The organism is Rhizobium sp. WW22 (genome assembly GCF_047041135.1).
Taxonomy (GTDB): Bacteria; Pseudomonadota; Alphaproteobacteria; order Rhizobiales; family Rhizobiaceae; genus Rhizobium.
Genome location: NZ_CP178199.1, coordinates 470069 through 490132, shown reverse-complemented (window position 1 = coordinate 490132; position 20064 = coordinate 470069). Strand labels below are relative to the sequence as shown.

The following is a 20064-nucleotide window of genomic DNA, read 5'->3' as shown; positions in this document are numbered from 1 at the left end:
ACTTCTTTCTTCAACACGGCCTCGCGCTAGCCCGCCATGACCGCAAGTCTTTTAAGCAACCCGACGGATGCGCAAAAACGAGGCATACTGCACAATCGTCAAGCAAAAAATGAGCGATATTGTTCAATTTTGTTATATTCGGGCCGTTATTGCTTTTTTGTCAAGTGTACTTGAGTGCGTTTTTGTTTGATGTATAGTGGCAACCAATCATGAAAAGGAGAACACTAATGACATTCATGAAGGGGAATTTTCAGAAATTTGCTACCGTTTGCATCGTTGCCCTGACAGCGGGCATGGCGCAGGCCGCCGACAAGCCGCTGGCCGGCATCACACTCAATCTTGCATCCATGAATGACCAATTTTCGGCCGTGCTGGCGCAGATCGCGCCCGAGTTCAAGGAAGCGACGGGCGCGGAACTCAAGGTCGACATCATGGACTACGGCTCCCTGCTGACGAAAACGACCGCCGACTTCGTCGGGCACACCGCGGGTTATGATCTGATCACCATGGACATTGTCTGGGCAGGGCAGTTCGCCGCCAATGGTTATACGATCGATCTCAACGACCTGATGAAACGCGACGCCAAGGAGCTCGATGCCGCCGACATCTATCCCAAGCTCACGGAAGCACTCGGCAACTACAAGGGCAAGCAGGTCGCCTATCCCTTTGCTGGCTATGCCAACGTCCTCGCCTATCGCAAGGATCTCTTCGATGCCGCCGGCCTGAAGGCTCCGGAAACGATGGAAGACCTCGTTGCCGCCGCCTACAAGCTGACCGACCCGGCCAAGAAGCAGTACGGCTTTGTCGCCAACGGCCAGAAAGGCCCGGCGGTCGCTCAGGACTGGATGCAATATAACGCTGAGATGGGCGGCGCCATCCTCGACAAGGACGGCAAGCCGGCGCTCAATTCCGAAGCCAATATCAAGAGCCTGACTGTTTATCGCGATCTCTTCAAGAAGGCAGCCCCTCCCGGTGCCGCCGATTATGACTGGGGCGGCCGCGAGGAAAGCTTCCGACAGGGCATCGCCGCCACGATGCAGACTTGGTCCGTCGGCGCGCCCGGCTATTACGATCCGAAGACGTCCAAGGTGGTCGGTAAGGTCGATATCGCGCTTGCCCCGCGCGGCAAGGGTTTGCCGAAGATCTACGGAATTGGCGGCTGGGGCATGGCCATCAATGCCGATGCGAAGGACAAGCAGAAAGAAGCCGCCTGGACCTTCATCAAGTGGGTCACCAGTCCGAAGATCCAGAAGGAGATGAACATGCTCGGCGCGGGCAGCTATATCCGCAAGAGCACGATTGCCGACAAGGAGCTCAACGCCAAGTATCCGTTCCTGCCTGTCCTCAACGAGGTCTTCGAGAACGGCGACGGCGACTATCGCCCGCGCATTCCGGAATATCCGGAAATCCAGGACATCCTGGGCACGGCGGTCAACTCCGTCCTCGTTGGTACGGTCGAGCCCAAGGCCGCGCTTGATGCGGCGCAGGAAACAGCCGCTAAGCTGTTCTAAGAACAGGCCCGCTTCACGAAAGACCGTGAAGCGGGCCTTTCATTTGGAGGGCGATGGTCGGGCCGGCCTTAGCGGCACGCTGAAGGCAAGATTCCGTTTGCGCACCGGCCCGTTTTCCTCTCAGATCGAAACGCGAAGCAATTGGCCATTCGGTGATGACGAATTACGCGATGAACCTGACCAGTTCCGTTGACAGCAAGGCGGCCACGCGCTTCCCCTCGGTCTCTTTTGCCACGCGACGAAAATTCTTCCTGTTTGCCATGGCGCTCCCCGCCGTCGCCTACGTGATCGCGCTCGGCGTCTTCCCGCTCGTAAAGGGCATCTGGTACAGCCTCTACGAATACAATCTCCTGAAGCCGGCGCGAACGCATTTCGTCGGCATCGACAATTACATCAACCTGCTGGCAGATGCCGATTTTCGCGGCGCCATCGCCAATACGGTGATCTTCACCGTCTTTTCTGTCGCCATCGAACTCGTCTTCGGCTTTGTCATTGCGCTGGCGCTCTGGCGCGACGACCGGTTCAATCGCGTCTGCCTGACGTTGATCCTTGTTCCCGTCACCATTACGCCGCTGGTCGTCGGCCTCATCTTCAAAGGCTTGCTGCTCGCCGACTACGGGATGGTCGGCTATTATCTTGCGCAGTGGGGTATCACCGATCCGCGCGGCCTCTTCGCCACGCCGTCGACTGCGTTGGCCACGCTCATCTTCATCGACGTCTGGGAATGGACGCCGCTCGTCGCGCTTATTCTACTGGCCGGCCTAAAGGCACTCCCAGGAGATCTCCTGGAAGCCGCCGCCGTCGACGGAGCAACCGCCTGGCGCACTTTCCGCTCCATTACATTGCCACTCATGCTCCCCGCCGTCATGCTGGCGCTGACGCTACGCACCATCGACGCCTTCCGCGTCTTTGACAGCGTGTTCGTGACCACAGGCGGCGGACCGGGCAATTCCACCAACACGCTCATGGTCTATGCGGTGAAGGAGGGCCTAAGCTTCTTCAATATCGGCAAGGCATCGGCGATTTCCAACATCGCGCTTCTGTGCGTAGCGATCATCGCCGCCTGCTTCATCTTCATGATCCGCCATTTCGACAAGAAGGCCAACGGCCGATGACGACACGCTCCATGGTCTTTGATACGGCGCGCCGCGGCTTCCTGCTGCTTACTCTCGCCTTCTTCCTGCTGCCCTTCCTGTGGCTCGCAATGACCGCCTACAAACCGTCGAACGAGATCTTCTCCATTCCGCCCCATCTCTTCTTCGCACCGACGCTGGACCAGTTCCGCAACGCGTTGCGTATCTTCGATGTCGGCAGCCTCATCACTTCCAGTCTCCTGATTGCAGGCGGCTCGATGCTGCTTTCGCTGATACTCGGCGTTCCGGCCGGCTATGCGCTCGCTCGCTCGACACATCCTGCCGCCATGGGCGTTGCCTATTTCTTCATGACGATCCGCATGGTCCCCGCTGTCGCGGCGCTTATCCCTTTCTATCTGCTCATGCGCGATATCGGCCTCATCGGCAGTTGGTTCAGCGTCGTCCTGATCAATTGCGTGCTCAATACCGCCTTCGTGAGCTGGATGATGTTTTCCTACTTCCGCGGGCTGCCGAAGGAGCTGGAAGAAGCGGCGTTGACGGATGGCTGCGGGCAGTTCGGCGCGTTCTGGAAAGTATCCTTGCCTGCGGTGCGTTCCGGCATCATCGCCTCTGCGCTTTTCTGCGTGCTCTTCTCGTGGAACGATTTCCTCTTCGCCATGTTCCTGACGCGGCTCGATTCCAAGCCGATCTCGGTGGCGTTGCTTTCGGCCTACGGCACAAAGGACATCACCTGGGGGACGCTCGGGGCGTTGGCGCATTTCTCGACTGTGCCAATCGTGCTCATCGTGCTCGTCCTCAACCGCTATTTCGTGCAGGGACTGACCAAAGGTATCAACTGAGCGAACAAACATTGGCGATTAAAAAGGCGTCACCTCGCGGAGCCGTCTTTCGTCATTTCGAACAAGTCAAACAAAAACGTAAAGAGCGCTTCAGGCGATTTCGTTTTTACCGGAAACCCTCCCCCAAGAACCTTTCTCAGGCCGCTTTCGAAGCCAGGTAATTCTTCCAGCCGGCATGCGCCGTAATGTCGATCGCGCCGTCCAACGCTACGGTCTCGCAGAGAAAGCCGGATACCTGGCGACCGTTCTCAAGCGCGACCTTACCGATCCCCAGCGGCTGCGGAATGCGCTCGACGAAATCGGCAAAGCCTGCAAGCGGCAGTGACCAGATCTCGACCTCGATGCCCGGCCCCTTGGCGCTTGGATCGCGAACGAGACCCGGCTTGGCCGGTGTCGTGCCGGTGAGCGCATAAAGCCGATAATCGCCTGTCGTGCGGGTCTGGCCACGGAATACGCCGCCGCGCTCCATCAGTTCATGATTGAGCGGCATGCCGGACAGATGTGCGCCGACAACGGCAATCTCGCGGTGACCGGCCGGAATTTCCGTTGGTGTGCCATAGGCCGGATAGGGATGGAGGTTCATGCCGAGCCCGATGCCGACGCGACGGTGGAATTCGGCCGCGATCGCCGCCGCTTTCGCTTCAGCCATGCCGGGGGCGAGGAAGGTGACACCCGAGGGCAGCCCATCGGCGCGGAAACCATTCGGTACGGCGATCCCGCAAAGGCCCATCAGATTGACGAAATTGGTATAGATGCCGAGCCGCGCATTGAGCGCGATCGGATCGGCGAGAATCTCGCTTTTGCGATAGATCGTCGGCGTCGTCGGCACCAGAAGCACTTCGATGTCGTCCCAGATCGGGCGTGTCGCGCATTTCAATTCGGCGATGCGGTGAATGGCGCGGAACGTATCGAGGGATGAATATTGCCCGCTGTTTTCGAGGATCTTCTTTGTCACCGGATGGATCGCGTCGCCATGCTGGGCCAGCACCTTGTCGAGACTGAGCGCGCGCTCCGAAATCCATGGGCCTTCATAGAGAATGCGCTGGGTTTCCTCAAACGCGGCGAAATCGACCTCGACCGCCGTGCCGCCCATGGCATACAGTCGTTTGATGGCTTCCTGGAACAGCCGCTCCGCCTCGCTGTCGCCGAAGAAGCGAAGCGAAGCGCCAGCTGGAACGCCGAAGCGGAACTTCGGCGGGGCCGACCGCATGTCGAGCGCGACATGATCGGCCTCGGGCTTGGAAAAGGGATAGGTCGGATCGTATCCGGTGATGATGCGCATGACCGCCATGCCATCCTCCACCGTCAGCGCGAAGACGGATACGGTCTCGATCGTCTTCACGCAGCCGCCGCCCGATACGCAGGCATTACTGACAATGCCCGGCGTCGGCTTGATCCCGACGATATTGTTGAAGCCCGCTGGCACGCGGCCGGAGCCGGCAGCGTCGTTGGCGATGGAGAAGCTGGAAAGCCCGGCCGCCACCGAAACGCCAGAACCGGAACTGGAACCGCCGGAAATATAGTCATCGTTGAACACCGACGAGCATGCACCATACGGCGTGCGCATGCCGACAAGGCCGATGCCGAACTGGTCCATGTTGGTCTTGCCGATCAGGATCGCACCATTGTCGAAAAGGCGCGTCACCACCTGCCCGGTACTTTCGGCGATATAGGCCCCCTCTTTCAGCGCGTTGGTCGTCGGCAGGCCGATAACGTCGTTGCAATCCTTGATCGAAAAAGGAATGCCCCAGAGAGGACGGCCGTCATAGCCGGAATTCTCCAGCTTCTCGGCCGCTCTCAGCGCATCGGCGCGGGAGACGAGATAGATCCAAACATGGTCCTCCCCCCGCGCCTCGATCCGATCATAGATCGCATTGACGACCGTGGAAGGCTTGAGCTGACCTGAAGCATAGGCAGCAGTCAGCTTATGGAAGTCGAGGCTGCCGGTCTCGGCCGGCCAGTGAAAATCAGACATGTCGATCCTCTTCAGGTCGGGATGGGCGCCCTCAGCGCCGAAAACAGTTGATCCGAGCGCGCCACGGTGCCGAAAAGCCCGTTGCCGAAGACGGTTATGCGCAATTGCCCGGCATGACGGGCATCCGTCGTTCCCTTGCAAGCATCGGAAACGGCGATGCATTCGAAACCCATGTCGTTGGCAGCACGCTGGGTCGCGTGCAGCAGGCCCTCGGTCGGAATACCGGCCAGCACCAGATTGCGGATGCCGCGCCGTCGCAACCAGGCATCGAGCCCGGTCGAATAGAAGGCGTTGTCGCCCGGATGATCGAAGATCGAAGCCTCCACCCGCAGGCCGAGCGTGTCTGAAAGCTCCCATTCCTGCGTCCCCGGCGCAAAGACCGGATCGCCCAGGACGGCGCGGCGCGCGGCAACCGGGGAAAGCGCCTCGCTGCGGCCGCGCCGGCTCGCAATCACCGGCAGGCCGGCCTCCTGGGCGCATGCGATCAACCTTGCCGCGACAGCGGCCTCCGGCTCCGCTCCCAGTGCGGCGATCGTACCGTTCTGGAACCCTAGAATAAGAAGCGCGCTGTCGGCGGCGCTCCATCGCCCATCGAAGGGCCAGGAATAGGGAGTGGCGGCAATGCCGGCGAAGCTGTCAGCCATGAAGCGCCTCCATGGCGGCGCGAAAGCCCGCGAGATCGGACACAGTCCCCCAGCGCCCGCCGAAGGCTTTCAAGATATCCATCGTCGCTTCGTGATTGGTCGTTTCGACCGCGGCCGTGCAGTCTTCGAGAATGACGCATTCATAGCCGCGCTCGAATCCATCGCGGAAAGTCGATTGCACGCAGCAATCGGAGGTGACGCCGATGACGATGAGATGGGTGATGCCTTGAGCCTTCAGCTGCGCATCGAAATCGGTCGCATGGAAACTCGACTTACCCGGCTTGTCGATCACCGTTTCGCCCGCAAGCGGCGCAAGTTCCAGAACGATTTCGAAGCCAGGTTCGCCGCGCACGAGGATGCGCCCCGAAGCACCTTCATCGCCGATGCCCAGCCCATGGACGCGGGTACGCCATTGCTTGTTAGCGGGCAGATCCGATAGGTCCGGCTTGTGGCCCTCCCGGGTATGGAAGACGGCGAGGCCCGCGTCCCGTGCGATTGCCAGAGCCTCCGCAACGGCCGGAATGACGGAGCGCGTATTGTTAATATCTTCGCCCAATTGATCGACCCACCCGCCCGGCGCACAGAAATCGACCTGCATGTCAATCACGACGAGCGCCGCTTTTGCTGCGCGTTCAGGCAGGCTGCATGGCCAGAAATTCGTCATGCGCGAAGTCTCCGCTCCTCGACGAGGTCGAGGATCGCCGAGAAATCGGTGAAATCCGCGCCATAGCGCAGCACCGGCATGCCCGCCGCCCGCGCCGACGCCGCGCCCACGACGCTATCCTCGACGGCCAGCATTTGCGAAGCATCAAGGCCAAGACGCTCGCAGGCAAGCCGATAGGGCTCGGGATCAGGCTTGCCATGCATCACATCCTCGCGCCCGATCGCAAAGGCCATCGCGCGGTCGAGCCCCATGGCCTTGAGATTGGCCTCGACAATGCGGCGAGACGAGTTGGAAACCGCGCATTGAGCAAGCCCCGCCGCAGCAAGCACAAGCACCGTCTCCGGCGCACCCGCCATCGGCTGCAACTCCGCGGTCCGCTCAATATAGGCCTCGACAATCTCGGAGTTCCAGGTCTCGGGGCGAAGTCCGGGCGGATAGAGCGGTGCGAGCACCGTCCAGACATCACTCATTGCCACCCCGATGAAACGCGTATCATCGGCCGCGATGTTGACGCCATGGCGCTCCGAGACGGCCATCAGCGCCTTATGGTGAACCGGTTCGCTGTCGATCAGCGTCCCGTCGACATCCCAGGCAATTGCCTTGATCATGGCTGGCCTTCACGCTCGAAGAAGGGTTTCAGCGACCGGTAGAGATCGCGGTAGTCGGCATAGATCCGGTCACCGGCGGTAACACCTTCGGGCGAAGGCTGCAGCACCGCGCCAAAACGCACGGAGGCCGCGATATCCTCCCACGCCGCCACGCCTGATCCGGCCGCCGCCACCCAAGCCGCACCAATCGACGAGCCGAATGCGTCTGATAAGACGTGGATCGGCTGGCCGCAGATATCTGCGACGATCTGCATCCAGACACGGCTTCGGCTTCCCCCATCGGATGCAATCAGCCGCGTTGCGGGGCGCCCCGTTTCCGAAAGCACATCGAGATGATGGCGGAAGCCGCAGGCAATCGCCTCCAGCACCGCGCGCCACATATGGCCACGCGTGTGACCGAGACTGAGGCCCGTGATCGTACCGCGCGCCAGCGGGTCATGAATCGGTGTCTTCTCGCCCAGAAAATAGGGCAGTGCGCGCACGCCGTCCGCGCCAGCTGGGACGGTCGCCGCTTCTTGGTCGAGCTGCTTTAAAACATCGTCACTTTCCGAACCACCGATGAGGGCGGCAAGCCATCTGAGAAGCGAGCCGGACGAAGCCATGCAGCCGTTCGGCGCATAAAGACCGGGAACGAGATGGTAGTCGAGGAAAAGCCGACGGTCGGGCTCCGGCCTGCCGGCAATGGCTATGATATCGCCTGCCCCACCAAATTTGAGAAGGACATCGCCGGCCTGCGTCAGGCCAGCCGCCAGCGCGGAGGCGATATGGTCCGCGGCTCCACCGAAGACGGGCAGGCCTTCCGGCAGGCCGGTCAGTTCCGCCGCTTCCGCCGTCACCGCGCCGACGACCTCATGCGATGCGACCAGCTCCGGCAGGACGCCGGGACGAAGCCCCGACAACGCCACAAGGTCATCCGCAATCCGGTGATCGTCAAGATCGATGAAGCCCGCTTCAAGCGCCCAGTTGCGCTCGACCATCAGACGGCCGGTCAGGTGCATGTTGATGAAATCATAGGAGCCGAGGACATGGGCGATCCGGCCATAGACATCCGGCTCATGCGCCCTCAGCCATTGCAGTTTCGGGGCGACCAATTGTTGGGTCAGGCCCTGGCCGGTGCGGCTAAGGAAGCGCGTCTCGTCCAACGCCGCTTTCATGGCTTCGACTTCCGCCCCACAACGCGCGTCACTCTGCTGGATGCTCGGGCGCAGTACGCGGCGTGCGCGATCGAGCAGCACCACAGCCGGCAGCATTCCGGTGACGCAGACACCGGCAAGTTCGCATCCTTCAGGCAGGCGCGTGATCATCTCCCGCACCACGACCTGCGTGTTCGCCCACCATTGCCCAGGATCGGCCTCGGCAAAGCCGGGATGCGGCGAGGACAAGCGCGAGGGGCGCGAGGCCGAGGCCAGCGGCTCGCCGGCCTCCGACATCGCTACCGCGATCGTCGAGGTCGTGCCGATATCGATGCCGATGAACACTGGCATGGCGGAAGAACCTTTCAGTCGCGGATCGCGTTTTCGGTCTCGGCGTCGAAGAAATGCAGTTCTGCGGGATTGACCGACAGGGATAGCGTCTCGCCGAGGCGAAGCGCATACGTGGCTGGAACAGAGGCACGCAATCGAGGGCCGGAAAGCGAAACCTCGTCGGCTTCCGCCGTCACCTCCTCCAGCTTGCCGGCCCCGCCGATATCGAGATGAACAAGTTTCGTGGCACCGAAATCCTCAATGAAGGCGATCGTTCCTTCAATGCGCCCGAAATCGGGATCAACGGCGTCTGTGGCGCTCAACGCCTCAGCACGCACGCCGACAATGATCTCCTTGCCGACATGACGCACAAGTGCCGGACGCGTGACAACGACGGGCTCGGGTACCGGCAGGGTGAACCCGCCAGCGGCAGCAGCCAGACCGCCCTCGCCGACCACCAGCGTCGCTTTCAGGAAGTTCATCGACGGCGTGCCGATGAAGCCGGCAACGAAGAGATTGGCGGGCGTGTCGTAAAGCGCGCGCGGCGTGCCGAGCTGCTGCAAAGCGCCAGCGCGCATCACGGCGACGCGATCACCCATGGTCATAGCCTCGATCTGATCATGCGTGACGTAGACGGTGGTAATACCGCTCAACTTCTGCAGCCGGGCGATTTCGGCCCGCATCTGGCCTCGCAGCCGCGCGTCGAGATTGCTCAAAGGTTCGTCCATCAGAAACGCCTTGGGCGCGCGCACCAGCGCCCGGCCCATCGCCACGCGCTGTCGCTGACCGCCTGAAAGCTGCCCTGGCTTGCGGCCGAGATAGGCATCGAGTTCGAGAAGCTTGGCCGTGTCCCTGACCTTGCGCTCGATCTCCGTCTTGTCAATGCCGCGCACGGATAGGCCGAAGCCGATATTCTCGGCGACCGTCATATGCGGATAAAGCGCGTAGGACTGGAAGACCATCGCTATATCGCGATCGCGGGGTGCAAGGCCGTTGGCAACGGTATCGCCAACCAACAGGCGACCGCCGGTGATATCCTCAAGACCCGCAATCATTCGGAGAGCGGTCGACTTACCGCAGCCGCTCGGGCCGACTAGAACCAGAAACTCACCATCCTCGATGGTGAGATCGAGGTGCTGGATTGCCGCATATCCGTCCGGATAACGTTTTTCCACTCCCTCAAAGACGATGGATGCCATGATCTCTCCGACATGATGCAGTTTGGCCGGCCGGCTTGCCCGTCAGGTCATATAGACGCCGCCAGTGACATTGACGCCCTGGCCGGTCATGAAACGGGCGGAATCCGAGCAGAGGAAAACGACGACATCGGCGACGTCCTCGGGCGTCTCCAGTCGTCCGAGCGGCGTCTGGGCGATGTAGTCTTCAACGACACGTTCAGGACTGACGCTGCGCAGTTTGGCTTCCCAATCGATCTCGCGCTCCTGCATGCCGGTCTTGACGAAACCCGGGCAGACGGCATTGACGCGGATGCCTTTCGAGGCCAATTCGCGGGCAAGCGCCTGTGTCCAGCCGAGAACGGCGAACTTGCTGGCAGAGTAATGCGCCAGCAGCGGCGCGCCGACCTTTGCCGCAAGCGAGGCCGTGTTGACAATCACCCCCTGGCCCTGCGCCACGAAGCGGCGCGCAGCGATCTGGTTCGTCAGAAAGATGCCGCGTGTATTGACGTCGAAGTTGAAATCCCACTCCTCGTCCGTGATCTCCAGCGCATGCTGCATGGTGGAGACACCGGCATTGGCAATCAGTATATCGTAGCCGCCCATGATATCGGCTGCTTGTTCGAACGTCTTTTCCACGGAGGAACGTGAACGGACATCGATCTCCAGAGCGTGGCCGGAAATCGACTGTGCGACTGTGTTCGCCGCGTCCAGATTGATGTCGCAAATGGTGATCTTGACGCCTTGTTTCGCCAGCGCCCGCGCGATTGCGCGGCCTATTCCACTGCCCCCGCCGGTGACGATGGCCTTTAAACCCTCGAGTTCCGCAAATTTCGGATGTCCCACGAACCATGTCTCCGACCAAAAGAACACGTCGATCATATAGCAACAAAAACGTACAAATCAATCGAAATTTATGTTTGAATTTGTTCGCTTTCTGAGTTAAGCACTGATCATGTAATGGGAGGACTGGACTTCGGGTGTATGCGGCCGCAATCACCCAGCCGCCTTTTCTAAATGAAAGACAGACCAATGACCGCAGGCCATGACGCTGAAACGCAGACAATCGAAAGGACGAAAGTTCTTGCGCGCACGCGCCGCGCCTTCATTTTAGATGCGGTGGCCGAAACGGGCGCCGTATCCGTCACGGAAATTGCTGCGCAGCTCGGCGTGTCCGAAATGACTGTGCGGCGCGACCTGACCGAACTGGAAAAGGAAGGACGGCTTGCCCGCACCCATGGCGGAGCAGTAAGCACCGACCTTACCACAATTGTCGAACCCGGCCTTTCAGCAACCACCTCGCGCCTCAACGAGCCGACCTTTCAGGCCCGTCTTGCCAAGAACGCATTGCCGAAGCGGTTGATCGCGGAAGCGGCAGCGCAGGTCGCTTCCGGACTTCGCACCATCGCGCTGGATGTCGGCACGACAACGTTCCTGCTTGCCCGGTTGCTCGCCGGCCAGCAGCATGTAAAGTTCTTCACCAACAGCGTGCGCAACGCTACCCAGCTTGGCGAAGGCCTGGCGGAAGTCTACCTGCCGGGTGGGCGCATGAGAAACGATGAATTGTCGATTTCCAATGCGACGGCGATTTCCCAGTTCGAAGCACTTTGGTTCGACATCGCCTTTGTCGGCGTTTCCGGACTGACGTCGGATGGTATTTATGACTATTCCTTCGATGATACGGAGATGAAGCGCGTCTATCTCCGCCGCTCGACAAAGAAGGTCGTTCTCTGCGACGCATCGAAATTCGATTGCATGTCGCTCGTCCACATCGCGCCGCTTTCACAATTCGATATGCTGATCACCAATGCATCGCCGCCGCCCGAACTGGCCGAAGCGCTTGAGGCTGCCAAGGTCGAAGTGATGGTCGCCGGCTCGCCCTCCTGAAACATCCGGTTTGTGAAAACACGCTTTCTCTAACGCTCAATTTCGGAGCTTTCGATGGTTTTTGAATTTTTTGGTGACAAGAAGAAGGTCGTCATCGCCATGGCGCATATCGGCGCCCTGCCCGGTTCGCCGAATTATGATCCGAAAGCCGGCGTCTCGAAGCTCATCGACGACGTGATGGAAGATATTCGCGCGCTGCAGGAAGGCGGTGTCGATGCCATCATGTTTGGCAACGAGAATGACCGGCCTTACGAGTTGAAGGCGCCTCCGGAAGGTATTGCTGCGATGACGGCGATCGTCCAGGCTGCGAAGGCGGAGCTCAAGATTCCCTTCGGCGTCAACTATCTCTGGGATCCGACAGCCAGCGTTGCCATCGGTGCCGCCACCGGCGCAAGCTTCGTGCGTGAGATCTTCACCGGCGTCTTCGCCTCCGACATGGGTATCTGGGCGCCGGATTGCGCGACGCCGGCACGGCTGCGCGCCAGGCTCGGCCGCACCGACATGAAGATGCTGTTCAACATCAATGCGGAATTCGCCCATTCGCTCGACCAGCGCCCGATCGAACTCCGCGCAAAGAGCGCCGTGTTTTCCTCGCTGGCCGATGCCATCCTTGTATCCGGCCCGCTGACCGGCCAGCCGGTCGATCAGTCCGGCCTGCGCAAGGTCTGTGAAGCCGTGACGGATGTTCCCGTTTTCGCCAATACGGGCGTCAACAAGGATAATGTCACCGGCATCCTCTCCTGCGCCAGCGGCGTCGTCATCGGTACTCATTTCAAATATGAGGGCAATACCTGGAACAAGGTCGAGCCCGCCCGCGTCAAGCGCTTCATGGACGTCGTCAGCACTATTCGCTGACGACGCTCTGGCTCAAAAGTCTCCGTCTTACAAAGTCATGAGTGGAGTGACGATGTGGACGCCTCCACACCAGCGACGGAGCCCACATACGGAAGTACCCGAGGAGGAAGCTTGGAAAATCATCATAGTTCCAATCTCTTCGCGAGCTCGGCGGTTTCTGAGAGGGGCGTCCGCGCGGATACACGGCCGACCCTATTTATCATCATGAAGCAATCCTGATTTCCATCAGAGTCTGCCTCTTATTCGCCATGACCTGCTCAATCGCCGCTTCCAGCGAACAGGCCGACAATCTTTCAAGCTGGCAGCCGTGCGGTCGCTGGCTGCAGCGGGTATCGAACGTCATTTTCTCCTGCCGAAATACAAGCACGCGTGATCACGGGTATCATCTTTGAAACTCAGGAAAATCGGCGCTGCGGGTCACATCGCTCCACTCGTCGAAATTCTTCCGAAGTGTTTCAAGGCGCTTGTAGGCCAGATCCAGAGCAGAGCCTCCCAAGAGGAGCCGCAGGGGAGGCGCTTTCGATTCAACTGCCATCTGGATAGCCGCTGCGGCGCGGGCGGGATCGCCCGGCTGATTGCCGGAAACCGCCTTCGTCGATATCCGACGCTTTCCTGCCGTCTCGGCATAATCATCAATGACGATGGGAGATTCCGCCATCGAGCTTCCAGCCCAGTTGGTGCGAAATGCGCCGGGTTCTACAATGGTTACCTTGATGCCGAGCGGAGCGACCTCCTGGGCGAGAGACTCTGAAACGGCCTCGACTGCAAATTTTGTGGCGTGGTAGTAACCGGTCGCCGCGAATGCCATGAGCCCGCCAAGCGAAGAGACGTTTACAATATGACCGCTTCTGCGCGCCCGCATGGCAGGCAGGGCTTCTTTCGTAACATCGATGAGCCCGAAGAGGTTGGTGCCGAACTGGCTGCGAACACCTTCCTCGTCTCCCTCTTCGATCGCTGCGAGATAGCCGTAGCCGGCATTGTTGACGAGAACGTCGATCTGACCGAACGTCGAGAGCGTTTCGGCAATAGCGCTCCTGATCGTCGAGCGGTCGGTGACATCGACTTTCAACGCGAGCGCTTGCTTCTTGAACTGGTTGGCGAGCCCGGCCAGTTGCGCGGGATTCCTTGCCGTCAGGACCACCCGGTAACCGAGACCAAGCACGTGTTTTGCGATCTCGAAGCCGAGGCCATTCGAGGCGCCGGTAATGAACCATACGGGTTTATTCGTCATTTTCGATCATCCTTCTGATTTGCTAACGCACATGGCTGCAGAGCCGATGTCAGGACCGGTTGCCTTTGACGAAAGATACAAACCGGAGAACGGGCGCGTTATGGCGAAACACCCAATCTTTCGTACGATCCTACCAAATCTCCTGCCACAGCCTATATTGGAGGCTCTGCCGGGAGATCGTGGAGGAACGGGTTGAGTATCAAGGAAGAGCTTGTCGCGATCATTGATCGACACGCTGCCGCGCCGAAACAAAAAACCCCAATCGCTGGTCTTTCGATCTTCAGGGTCGAAGCACCGACCCTTCCTGTTGAGAGCATTTACACTCCCCGCCTCTGCGTTGTGATCCAGGGCCGAAAGGAAATTTTGCTGGGCGGTCGCGCGTTCGAAGTTGATGACACGCAATACTTCGTCGCTTCAGTGAATTTGCCGGTTTCGGCCCGGATAACCGCCGCTTCCAGCGACCACCCGCATTATGCACTCTCATTTGAACTTAACCGGCAGGACCTGGCCGAACTGCTTCCGAATGTCGCGGTCCGCCCCGCTGCAGCGCACAGAGAGGGTCTGTCGCTAGGGCGGCAGACAGAAGACATCTTGGGCGCACTTCATCGCCTCATACTGCTTCTCAACCACCCGGAGGATCTGCCCGCGCTTCTCAAGCCAGCAACGACTGAACTCTATTACCGGCTTCTCCGGAGTGAGCATGGTGCAACATTAAGAGACTACGCCACAATGGACACGAGGATCGCCCAGATTGGGAGGGTCACCTCGTGGATAAAGGAGCATTACAATAAGCCTATGACGATCGGCCTGCTTGCCGACCTCGCAGGCATGAGTGCGACATCACTTCATCGCCATTTCAAGGCGACAACACTGATGACGCCGCTTGAATATAGGACGCATGTCAGGCTTCAGGAGGCGCGCAAACGCTTGCTGACCGGCGGATCGAGTGCCCGAACAGTCGGCTTCGAGGTCGGCTATGACAGCCAGACGCAGTTCACGCGTGAGTACAGACGCTTGTTCGGCCGGCCACCCGTCCGGGACGCCGCCTATCTGAGGGGCATCGGACCGTCTAAACCTGCCCGACAAATTGGCGTGACGGAAGCGCCAGTGGAGCGCCCGTTAAAGATCTGAGCGAGTGGTGTCTTTCAACGATGAGATCTAAGCTTCAATTGACCCGTTCTGCAGCTGGATGGCTGGTACGCCGAGAACCATCTCATGGCGCTACCGGCAGCGCTTGAGCACGGCGCCTTCGTCGGCGCTGCGAAAGACGGACGCTTTTCGTCCGCGGCGCGGCAGGACTATGCCGAGGCCGCGGCTGTGGTGTTGGCGACTGATGAGCGTGCCGGGAAGACCTATGAGCTTGCAGCCAACCAGGCCTTTACCCTTGCCGAGCTTGCCGCGGAGGTCTCGCGGCAGTCGGGCAAGGCGATCGTCTACAACGATCTTTCCGAGGCCGCCTATCGCGATGTGCTGACGCGCGCCGGCCTGCCGGCCGATCTCGCTGCGCTTCTGGCCGATGCCGACACGCAGCCTCGCATGGAGCGTTGTTCGACGACGGAGGCGCTCTTGGTCGGCTGATCGGTCGTCCAACCACATCGATGCAGAGCCTCGTCGCGACGGCTTTACGCGGCGAACGACATCGGGACGTTGCTCGGTCACCTTGATTGGCCGCGGACCGATTGAGCCGCAGGTTGCCAAGGTGATCGAGTCGGCCGCCGAGTCACCACGAGCTCCAGGCTTCCGATCAAGCTGGTCCGTATCCCCGGCTCAAGAGAACCTTTGAAAGTGACGATGAAGCAGCCTTCGCGGAGAAGACAAGCCAATCCCAGGTCAGTTCTCAGCGCAAATCAACAGCGCCTGCCGATGATCGTGAAATCATGCATCACTTCGACCCGATGGCAGCGGCGGTTCGACAAGCATCGCGACCTGCCGAAAACCTTCTCTTCCGCAGCCTCTGTTGCCAATATTTCAATTTAACCTATATAAGGTCTATCGACCATTGCTTGCGACATCGTCGAGGAGCCTCTGTGCCCTCGCCGGATTTCCTCTCAAATAATCGATCTAATCCCGCAAGGTATCGCGGGGCAAACAACGATTGCTATGAAAGGAAATCGTTATGAACACTGGTACAGTAAAGTGGTTTAACTCCACCAAGGGCTTCGGCTTCATTCAGCCTGATGATGGCAGCACGGACGTTTTCGTCCATATCTCCGCGGTAGAGCGCGCCGGCATGCGTTCGCTCAACGATGGTCAGAAGATCACTTACGACATCGTGCAGGATCGTAGATCCGGCAAGAGTTCGGCTGACAATCTTCGGGCCGCATAAGTTTGTCACGGCTTTGTGCGACCACGGATGTACTGGCGCGCTGAAACCATGACCGAGGAAGGTCGGGATACGTCCCGGCCTTTTGTTTTTCATTTCGAACGGAGAACGACATGGCAAATGGTCGTTACCGGCCGGGCGACAGCATCGTCCTGAAGCCTGGAATTTTCGGAAACGCCCAGCCGGCTGGCCGCATCGTGTCTGTGCTGCCTGTGTCACAGGGCGTTGTCCATTATCGCGTCCGCTTCCAAAGTGAGAATTTCGAGCGGAGCGTCCGTCAGGACGATATCGATGCCGGGGCGTCACCATCGTCGCTTTCACCGGCGCAAGCCGAGATATCGCAAACATCGAAATCGAGCTGGATCAACTCGAATTCAATCCGCACCAAGAAATAAACCCAGCGCGAGCTGAGAAGGAGAAGTTTTGCAGGTTCTGGTCAGAGACAACAACGTCGATCAAGCACTCCGCGTTCTGAAAAAGAAATTGCAGCGCGAAGGCGTATTTCGGGAAATGAAAGCCCGCAGCGCCTATGAAAAGCCGTCCGAAAAGCGCGCTCGCGAAAAGGGCGAGGCGGTCCGCCGCGCGCGGAAGCTTGCCCGTAAGCAGGCACAACGCGAAGGCTTGCTGCCGGCGCCGAAGAAGAAAGTCATGGCGCGAGCTCACTGACGTCCAGCGTCTTTTGGAACGCGCCTGCTGAAACGGAGGAAGCATGACAAAGACGAAAGACAATCTGTTCAAGCCTGAAAAATTGTCAGCGCAAACCAAGTCCGAACAGACGACGTCGATTGCCAAGGATATCCTGGCCGATGAGGCCTCCGCTCGACAGAAGAAGACGGACAGGCTTCGCGCGCTTCGTTTGGCGCAGGAGCCTGCGCCAGCGCCGAAAGCAAAAAAGAAAGACAGGAAGGGATAGCGGTTGTCTGGCGGTTCTTCGCCAGACAACCGCTCGCTTTCCCGCGGCGGAGCACTATGTGAGGATTGGGAGGCAATGTCGTCGTCCGGCGGCACGAGGCCCAACAGTTGGGCCGGCCTCATCAGGTCTAGTCAATCGTCGCGCTCGTACCAACCGCGCGACAACACCTAAGTAATGTCTCCATTTCCTCCAAGCATCATCACCTTTTAGACGGCGCATTTCGCTCGCACTAAAGAGGCTGCGGCCATGAGCGCCCCGCCGGCCTGCTTCGATGTCGACGCCAGGTCCATCGTGCTTTTGTCGTAAAAGGCAAGATGCACAGTCCTGCCTTTCGACATTAAGATTTGGACCCGGTCTTACAAACGCCTCGACAGCCCGAACAGCCATGTTCGATTCCCGGGAATGGGCCCGTGCCTGGGCTGAAGCGCCGGATTTCGTGAAGTCTTTGCTAACCTGCGGCATTGCCTCAACTATCGCCGTGCAAAATTCTTCTCTCCATCTCTTCAATATTTTCATCATTGCATCGTGCCCGGGAACAAAGCAGCGTATTATTCCCTGGTGCAGCAGACCAATAGATTTTGTATTTCTTCGAACCATTACTTATTGCCGGAGATGCAGGGCAAAGGGGCTGACACCATAATGGTGACGCGTGCGCAGCAAATTGGCGTCGTTATCGGCCTGGCCTTCGTCACGGCATTGACGACCCTGCGGGCAAGCGATCCTCCGTTGCTAAGGCTCGCCCGCGATTTGACATTCGACCAGTATCAGCGCCTGGTGCCCCGGACGTTCGAAAACCAGCCTGTCCGGGTCGTCGACATAGACGAGGCGTCGCTGCGGGAGTTCGGTCAATGGCCCTGGCCAAGAAACCGGATTGCCGCGCTTGTCGACAGGCTTTCGGATCTGGGCGCGGCCGCCATCGCTTTCGATATCCTCTTCGCCGAGCCGGACCGTCTGTCGCCACGCAACGTCGTTCGCGATGTCATGGGCGTCGATCCGGCACTGCTCGGCAAACTACCGGATAATGATGAGATTTTTTCCCAATCGCTGTCGGGAAGGCCGGTGGTTCTGGGCTTCGGCCTCTCCAACGAGGGAAACTATCTGCCGCCGGTCAAGGCAGGATTTGCCTATACCGGCGAAGATCCTTCCGGTGCGCCGCCGGCGATCAAGGCCGCCACGCCGTTGCAGCCGCAATTGGAAACCAATGCTGCTGGGCTCGGCCATATCAGCCTCAATCCGGGCGCCTCATCGGCGGTGGTGCGCGCGGTTCCGCTTTTTCTCAGCGACGGCAAGCAGCTTTATCCCAGTCTCGCGCTTGAGGCGCTTCGCGTCGCTCAGGGAGCCTCCACCTACGTGCTTGACGCTGCGCCGCACACACCCAATACGCTCACCCGGGTCAAGATCGGCAATTTCGTCGTGCCGGTAACGGCCGCGGGCGAGCTGTGGCTCTATGTCAGCCGCGATACCGCGGAGCGCTATATTTCGGCAAGCAAGATACTCGCGACCGAAGGCGCCTCCGCCGATATGAGAGCCGCCATCGAAGGCAGTATCGTTTTCGTCGGAACCTCCGCTTCTGGCCTCCAAGATGTCCGCACGACGGCCCTTGACGAGAATGTGCCGGGTGTCTCCATTCACGCGCAGATCGTCGAGCAGATCCTGTCAGGCCGCTTCCTTTCCCGACCGGATTGGGCAGACGGACTGGAAATCCTGTCCATCGCCGTCCTGGGCAGCCTTTTGGTGATCGTCACCACCTTCGTCAATCCGGCCACGGCCCTCGCCTGCGGCCTGCTGATTACCTTTTTTGCCCTTGTGGCCTCCTGGGCTGCCTTTCTTTATGGGGGGCTTCTCTTCGACCCGCTGGCACCGATCGTCTCGGGATCGATCACGCACTTCGCTGCAACGGCATTCCGCTTTCTCGTGACGGATCGGGAGCGGCGCGACGTGCGGCGGGCTTTCGGCCATTATCTTTCGCCATCGCTGCTCCATCGCATCGAGCATACGCGCAATGCCCTGCGCCTCGGGGGAGATGAACGCGAGCTGACGGTCATGTTCGTCGACGTGCGAAACTTTACCCAGATTAGCGAGGAGATGAGCCCGAGCGCCGTCGTCGCGTTTTTGAACACGCTGCTCGATGCGCTCAGCCACCATGTCATCGCTAATGAAGGCACGCTCGACAAGTTTATCGGAGACTCGATCATGGCCTTCTGGAATGCCCCCGTCGATGTCTCCAATCATGCCGGCAAGGCCGTGCGGGCGGCTCTCGGCATGCGCGAAACACTCGCACGCCTCAATGGCGACGATGCCTTCGGTTTCGGAGACGCGCGACGGGTCGGGATAGGGATCGGCATCCATACGGGGCTCGCCTGCGTCGGCAATATGGGGGCCGAGACCCGTTTCAATTACACGGCAGTTGGCGATGCCGTCAACATTGCCGCGCGTATCGAATCTGCTTGCAAGGACATCAATTTCGACATTCTGGTATCCGAACCGACGGCGGGCTTGCTGCCCGACTGCGCCCTGCTCGAAGCGGGAGCGCTGACGCTGAAGGGTAAGAGTATGCGAACCAAGCTCTTTGCGGTGGTCGGCGACGAACGCGTGGCGAGATCCGCCGGATTTGTCGAATTGCAGGCTACGCACAGGCAGCTTGTTAATGCCCTGCGAACTCGGTCAGCGAGCAGCCGCAAACTCGTCAGCGCCGCCAAACTTAAGGCGCAAGCCGCGGCAACAGGACTGTTGCAGGGCTTTTACAGCCACATTTCGCGACGAGGCGGACACTTCGCCGACGAGACTGCGGAGGACAAGGCAGCCGACATCTAAAGTAGTTCCAGCAAAAGTGCCGAGCGGTTTTGCGTCCGGAACTGCGTAAAAACAAGAAGATAGAGCGT

At 59.7% G+C, this 20064-nt stretch carries 21 protein-coding genes; 12 read left to right on the top strand and 9 right to left on the bottom strand.

Annotation, left to right across the window (positions count from 1 at the left end; all coding sequences use genetic code 11):
- Positions 1-293 precede the first annotated feature (293 nt).
- The 3 genes from ACK83U_RS21200 to ACK83U_RS21190 all read left to right on the top strand — a co-directional run bounded on the left by ACK83U_RS21200 (position 294) and on the right by ACK83U_RS21190 (position 3444).
- Positions 294-1511, top strand: coding sequence for an ABC transporter substrate-binding protein (locus ACK83U_RS21200; RefSeq protein ID WP_412475024.1), 1218 nt, complete (start codon positions 294-296; stop codon positions 1509-1511).
- Positions 1512-1681: 170 nt separating this feature from the next.
- Positions 1682-2626, top strand: coding sequence for a carbohydrate ABC transporter permease (locus ACK83U_RS21195; RefSeq protein WP_112398863.1), 945 nt, complete (start codon positions 1682-1684; stop codon positions 2624-2626).
- Between the two features lie 11 nt (positions 2627-2637).
- On the top strand, positions 2638-3444 hold the full coding sequence (locus ACK83U_RS21190) for a carbohydrate ABC transporter permease (RefSeq protein WP_112398943.1): 807 nt from the start codon (positions 2638-2640) through the stop codon (positions 3442-3444).
- Between the two features lie 136 nt (positions 3445-3580).
- Here the strand turns inward: ACK83U_RS21190 and atzF are convergent, their stop codons facing one another.
- The 7 genes from atzF to ACK83U_RS21155 are packed head-to-tail and all read right to left on the bottom strand — an operon-like array spanning position 3581 to position 10855.
- Complete coding sequence (atzF, locus tag ACK83U_RS21185; RefSeq protein WP_112608503.1) at positions 3581-5419, bottom strand: allophanate hydrolase; 1839 nt, start codon at positions 5417-5419, stop codon at positions 3581-3583.
- Between the two features lie 11 nt (positions 5420-5430).
- Positions 5431-6063 carry a cysteine hydrolase gene (locus tag ACK83U_RS21180; protein WP_112608501.1) on the bottom strand — a complete coding sequence of 211 codons (633 nt, stop codon included), beginning with the start codon at positions 6061-6063 and terminating at the stop codon, positions 5431-5433.
- A complete protein-coding gene (locus ACK83U_RS21175) occupies positions 6056-6727 on the bottom strand; it encodes an isochorismatase family cysteine hydrolase (protein WP_112608499.1) in 672 nt (223 codons plus the stop codon). Before ACK83U_RS21175 ends, ACK83U_RS21180 begins: the two co-directional genes overlap by 8 nt.
- The gene (locus ACK83U_RS21170; protein WP_112608497.1) at positions 6724-7335 is read right to left on the bottom strand and encodes an HAD family hydrolase; all 612 of its coding nucleotides are present in this window, start codon (positions 7333-7335) and stop codon (positions 6724-6726) included. Before ACK83U_RS21170 ends, ACK83U_RS21175 begins: the two co-directional genes overlap by 4 nt.
- Positions 7332-8819: an FGGY-family carbohydrate kinase gene (locus tag ACK83U_RS21165; RefSeq protein WP_112608495.1), complete on the bottom strand. Its 1488-nt coding sequence runs from the start codon at positions 8817-8819 to the stop codon at positions 7332-7334. The genes ACK83U_RS21170 and ACK83U_RS21165 overlap by 4 nt, the downstream gene beginning before the upstream one ends.
- Positions 8820-8833: 14 nt before the next feature.
- Positions 8834-9997: an ABC transporter ATP-binding protein gene (locus ACK83U_RS21160; RefSeq protein WP_112608493.1), complete on the bottom strand. Its 1164-nt coding sequence runs from the start codon at positions 9995-9997 to the stop codon at positions 8834-8836.
- 42 nt (positions 9998-10039) lie between these two features.
- On the bottom strand, positions 10040-10855 hold the full coding sequence (locus ACK83U_RS21155; protein WP_112608491.1) for an SDR family oxidoreductase: 816 nt from the start codon (positions 10853-10855) through the stop codon (positions 10040-10042).
- 150 nt (positions 10856-11005) lie between these two features.
- Between ACK83U_RS21155 and ACK83U_RS21150 the strand changes: the two genes are divergently transcribed.
- Positions 11006-11860 carry a DeoR/GlpR family DNA-binding transcription regulator gene (locus ACK83U_RS21150; RefSeq protein ID WP_112608489.1) on the top strand — a complete coding sequence of 285 codons (855 nt, stop codon included), beginning with the start codon at positions 11006-11008 and terminating at the stop codon, positions 11858-11860.
- Between the two features lie 54 nt (positions 11861-11914).
- The gene (locus ACK83U_RS21145; protein ID WP_112608487.1) at positions 11915-12715 is read left to right on the top strand and encodes a BtpA/SgcQ family protein; all 801 of its coding nucleotides are present in this window, start codon (positions 11915-11917) and stop codon (positions 12713-12715) included.
- 202 nt (positions 12716-12917) lie between these two features.
- On the opposite strand, the gene ACK83U_RS21140 is transcribed toward ACK83U_RS21145, so the two are convergent.
- Both ACK83U_RS21140 and ACK83U_RS21135 read right to left on the bottom strand, forming a co-directional pair.
- Complete coding sequence (locus ACK83U_RS21140) at positions 12918-13058, bottom strand: hypothetical protein (RefSeq protein ID WP_162708051.1); 141 nt, start codon at positions 13056-13058, stop codon at positions 12918-12920.
- 39 nt (positions 13059-13097) lie between these two features.
- A complete protein-coding gene (locus ACK83U_RS21135; protein ID WP_112608485.1) occupies positions 13098-13946 on the bottom strand; it encodes an oxidoreductase in 849 nt (282 codons plus the stop codon).
- 192 nt (positions 13947-14138) lie between these two features.
- Between ACK83U_RS21135 and ACK83U_RS21130 the strand changes: the two genes are divergently transcribed.
- From ACK83U_RS21130 to ACK83U_RS21100, 7 genes are all read left to right on the top strand, one after another.
- Entirely contained in the window at positions 14139-15077 is a 939-nt protein-coding gene (locus ACK83U_RS21130) for an AraC family transcriptional regulator (protein ID WP_183711292.1), read from the top strand.
- An 84-nt stretch (positions 15078-15161) separates the two neighbouring features.
- Entirely contained in the window at positions 15162-15524 is a 363-nt protein-coding gene (locus ACK83U_RS21125) for a hypothetical protein (protein WP_210290319.1), read from the top strand.
- Between the two features lie 538 nt (positions 15525-16062).
- Complete coding sequence (locus ACK83U_RS21120; RefSeq protein WP_075852595.1) at positions 16063-16272, top strand: cold-shock protein; 210 nt, start codon at positions 16063-16065, stop codon at positions 16270-16272.
- A 110-nt stretch (positions 16273-16382) separates the two neighbouring features.
- On the top strand, positions 16383-16664 hold the full coding sequence (locus ACK83U_RS21115; RefSeq protein ID WP_112608481.1) for a cold-shock protein: 282 nt from the start codon (positions 16383-16385) through the stop codon (positions 16662-16664).
- Positions 16665-16692: 28 nt separating this feature from the next.
- Entirely contained in the window at positions 16693-16935 is a 243-nt protein-coding gene (rpsU, locus tag ACK83U_RS21110; RefSeq protein WP_112608479.1) for a 30S ribosomal protein S21, read from the top strand.
- A 43-nt stretch (positions 16936-16978) separates the two neighbouring features.
- The gene (locus ACK83U_RS21105) at positions 16979-17182 is read left to right on the top strand and encodes a hypothetical protein (protein ID WP_112608477.1); all 204 of its coding nucleotides are present in this window, start codon (positions 16979-16981) and stop codon (positions 17180-17182) included.
- Positions 17183-17821: 639 nt separating this feature from the next.
- Positions 17822-19996, top strand: a complete 2175-nt coding sequence (locus tag ACK83U_RS21100) for a CHASE2 domain-containing protein (protein ID WP_412474992.1) — start codon at positions 17822-17824, stop codon at positions 19994-19996.
- The last annotated feature ends 68 nt before the right edge of the window (positions 19997-20064 follow it).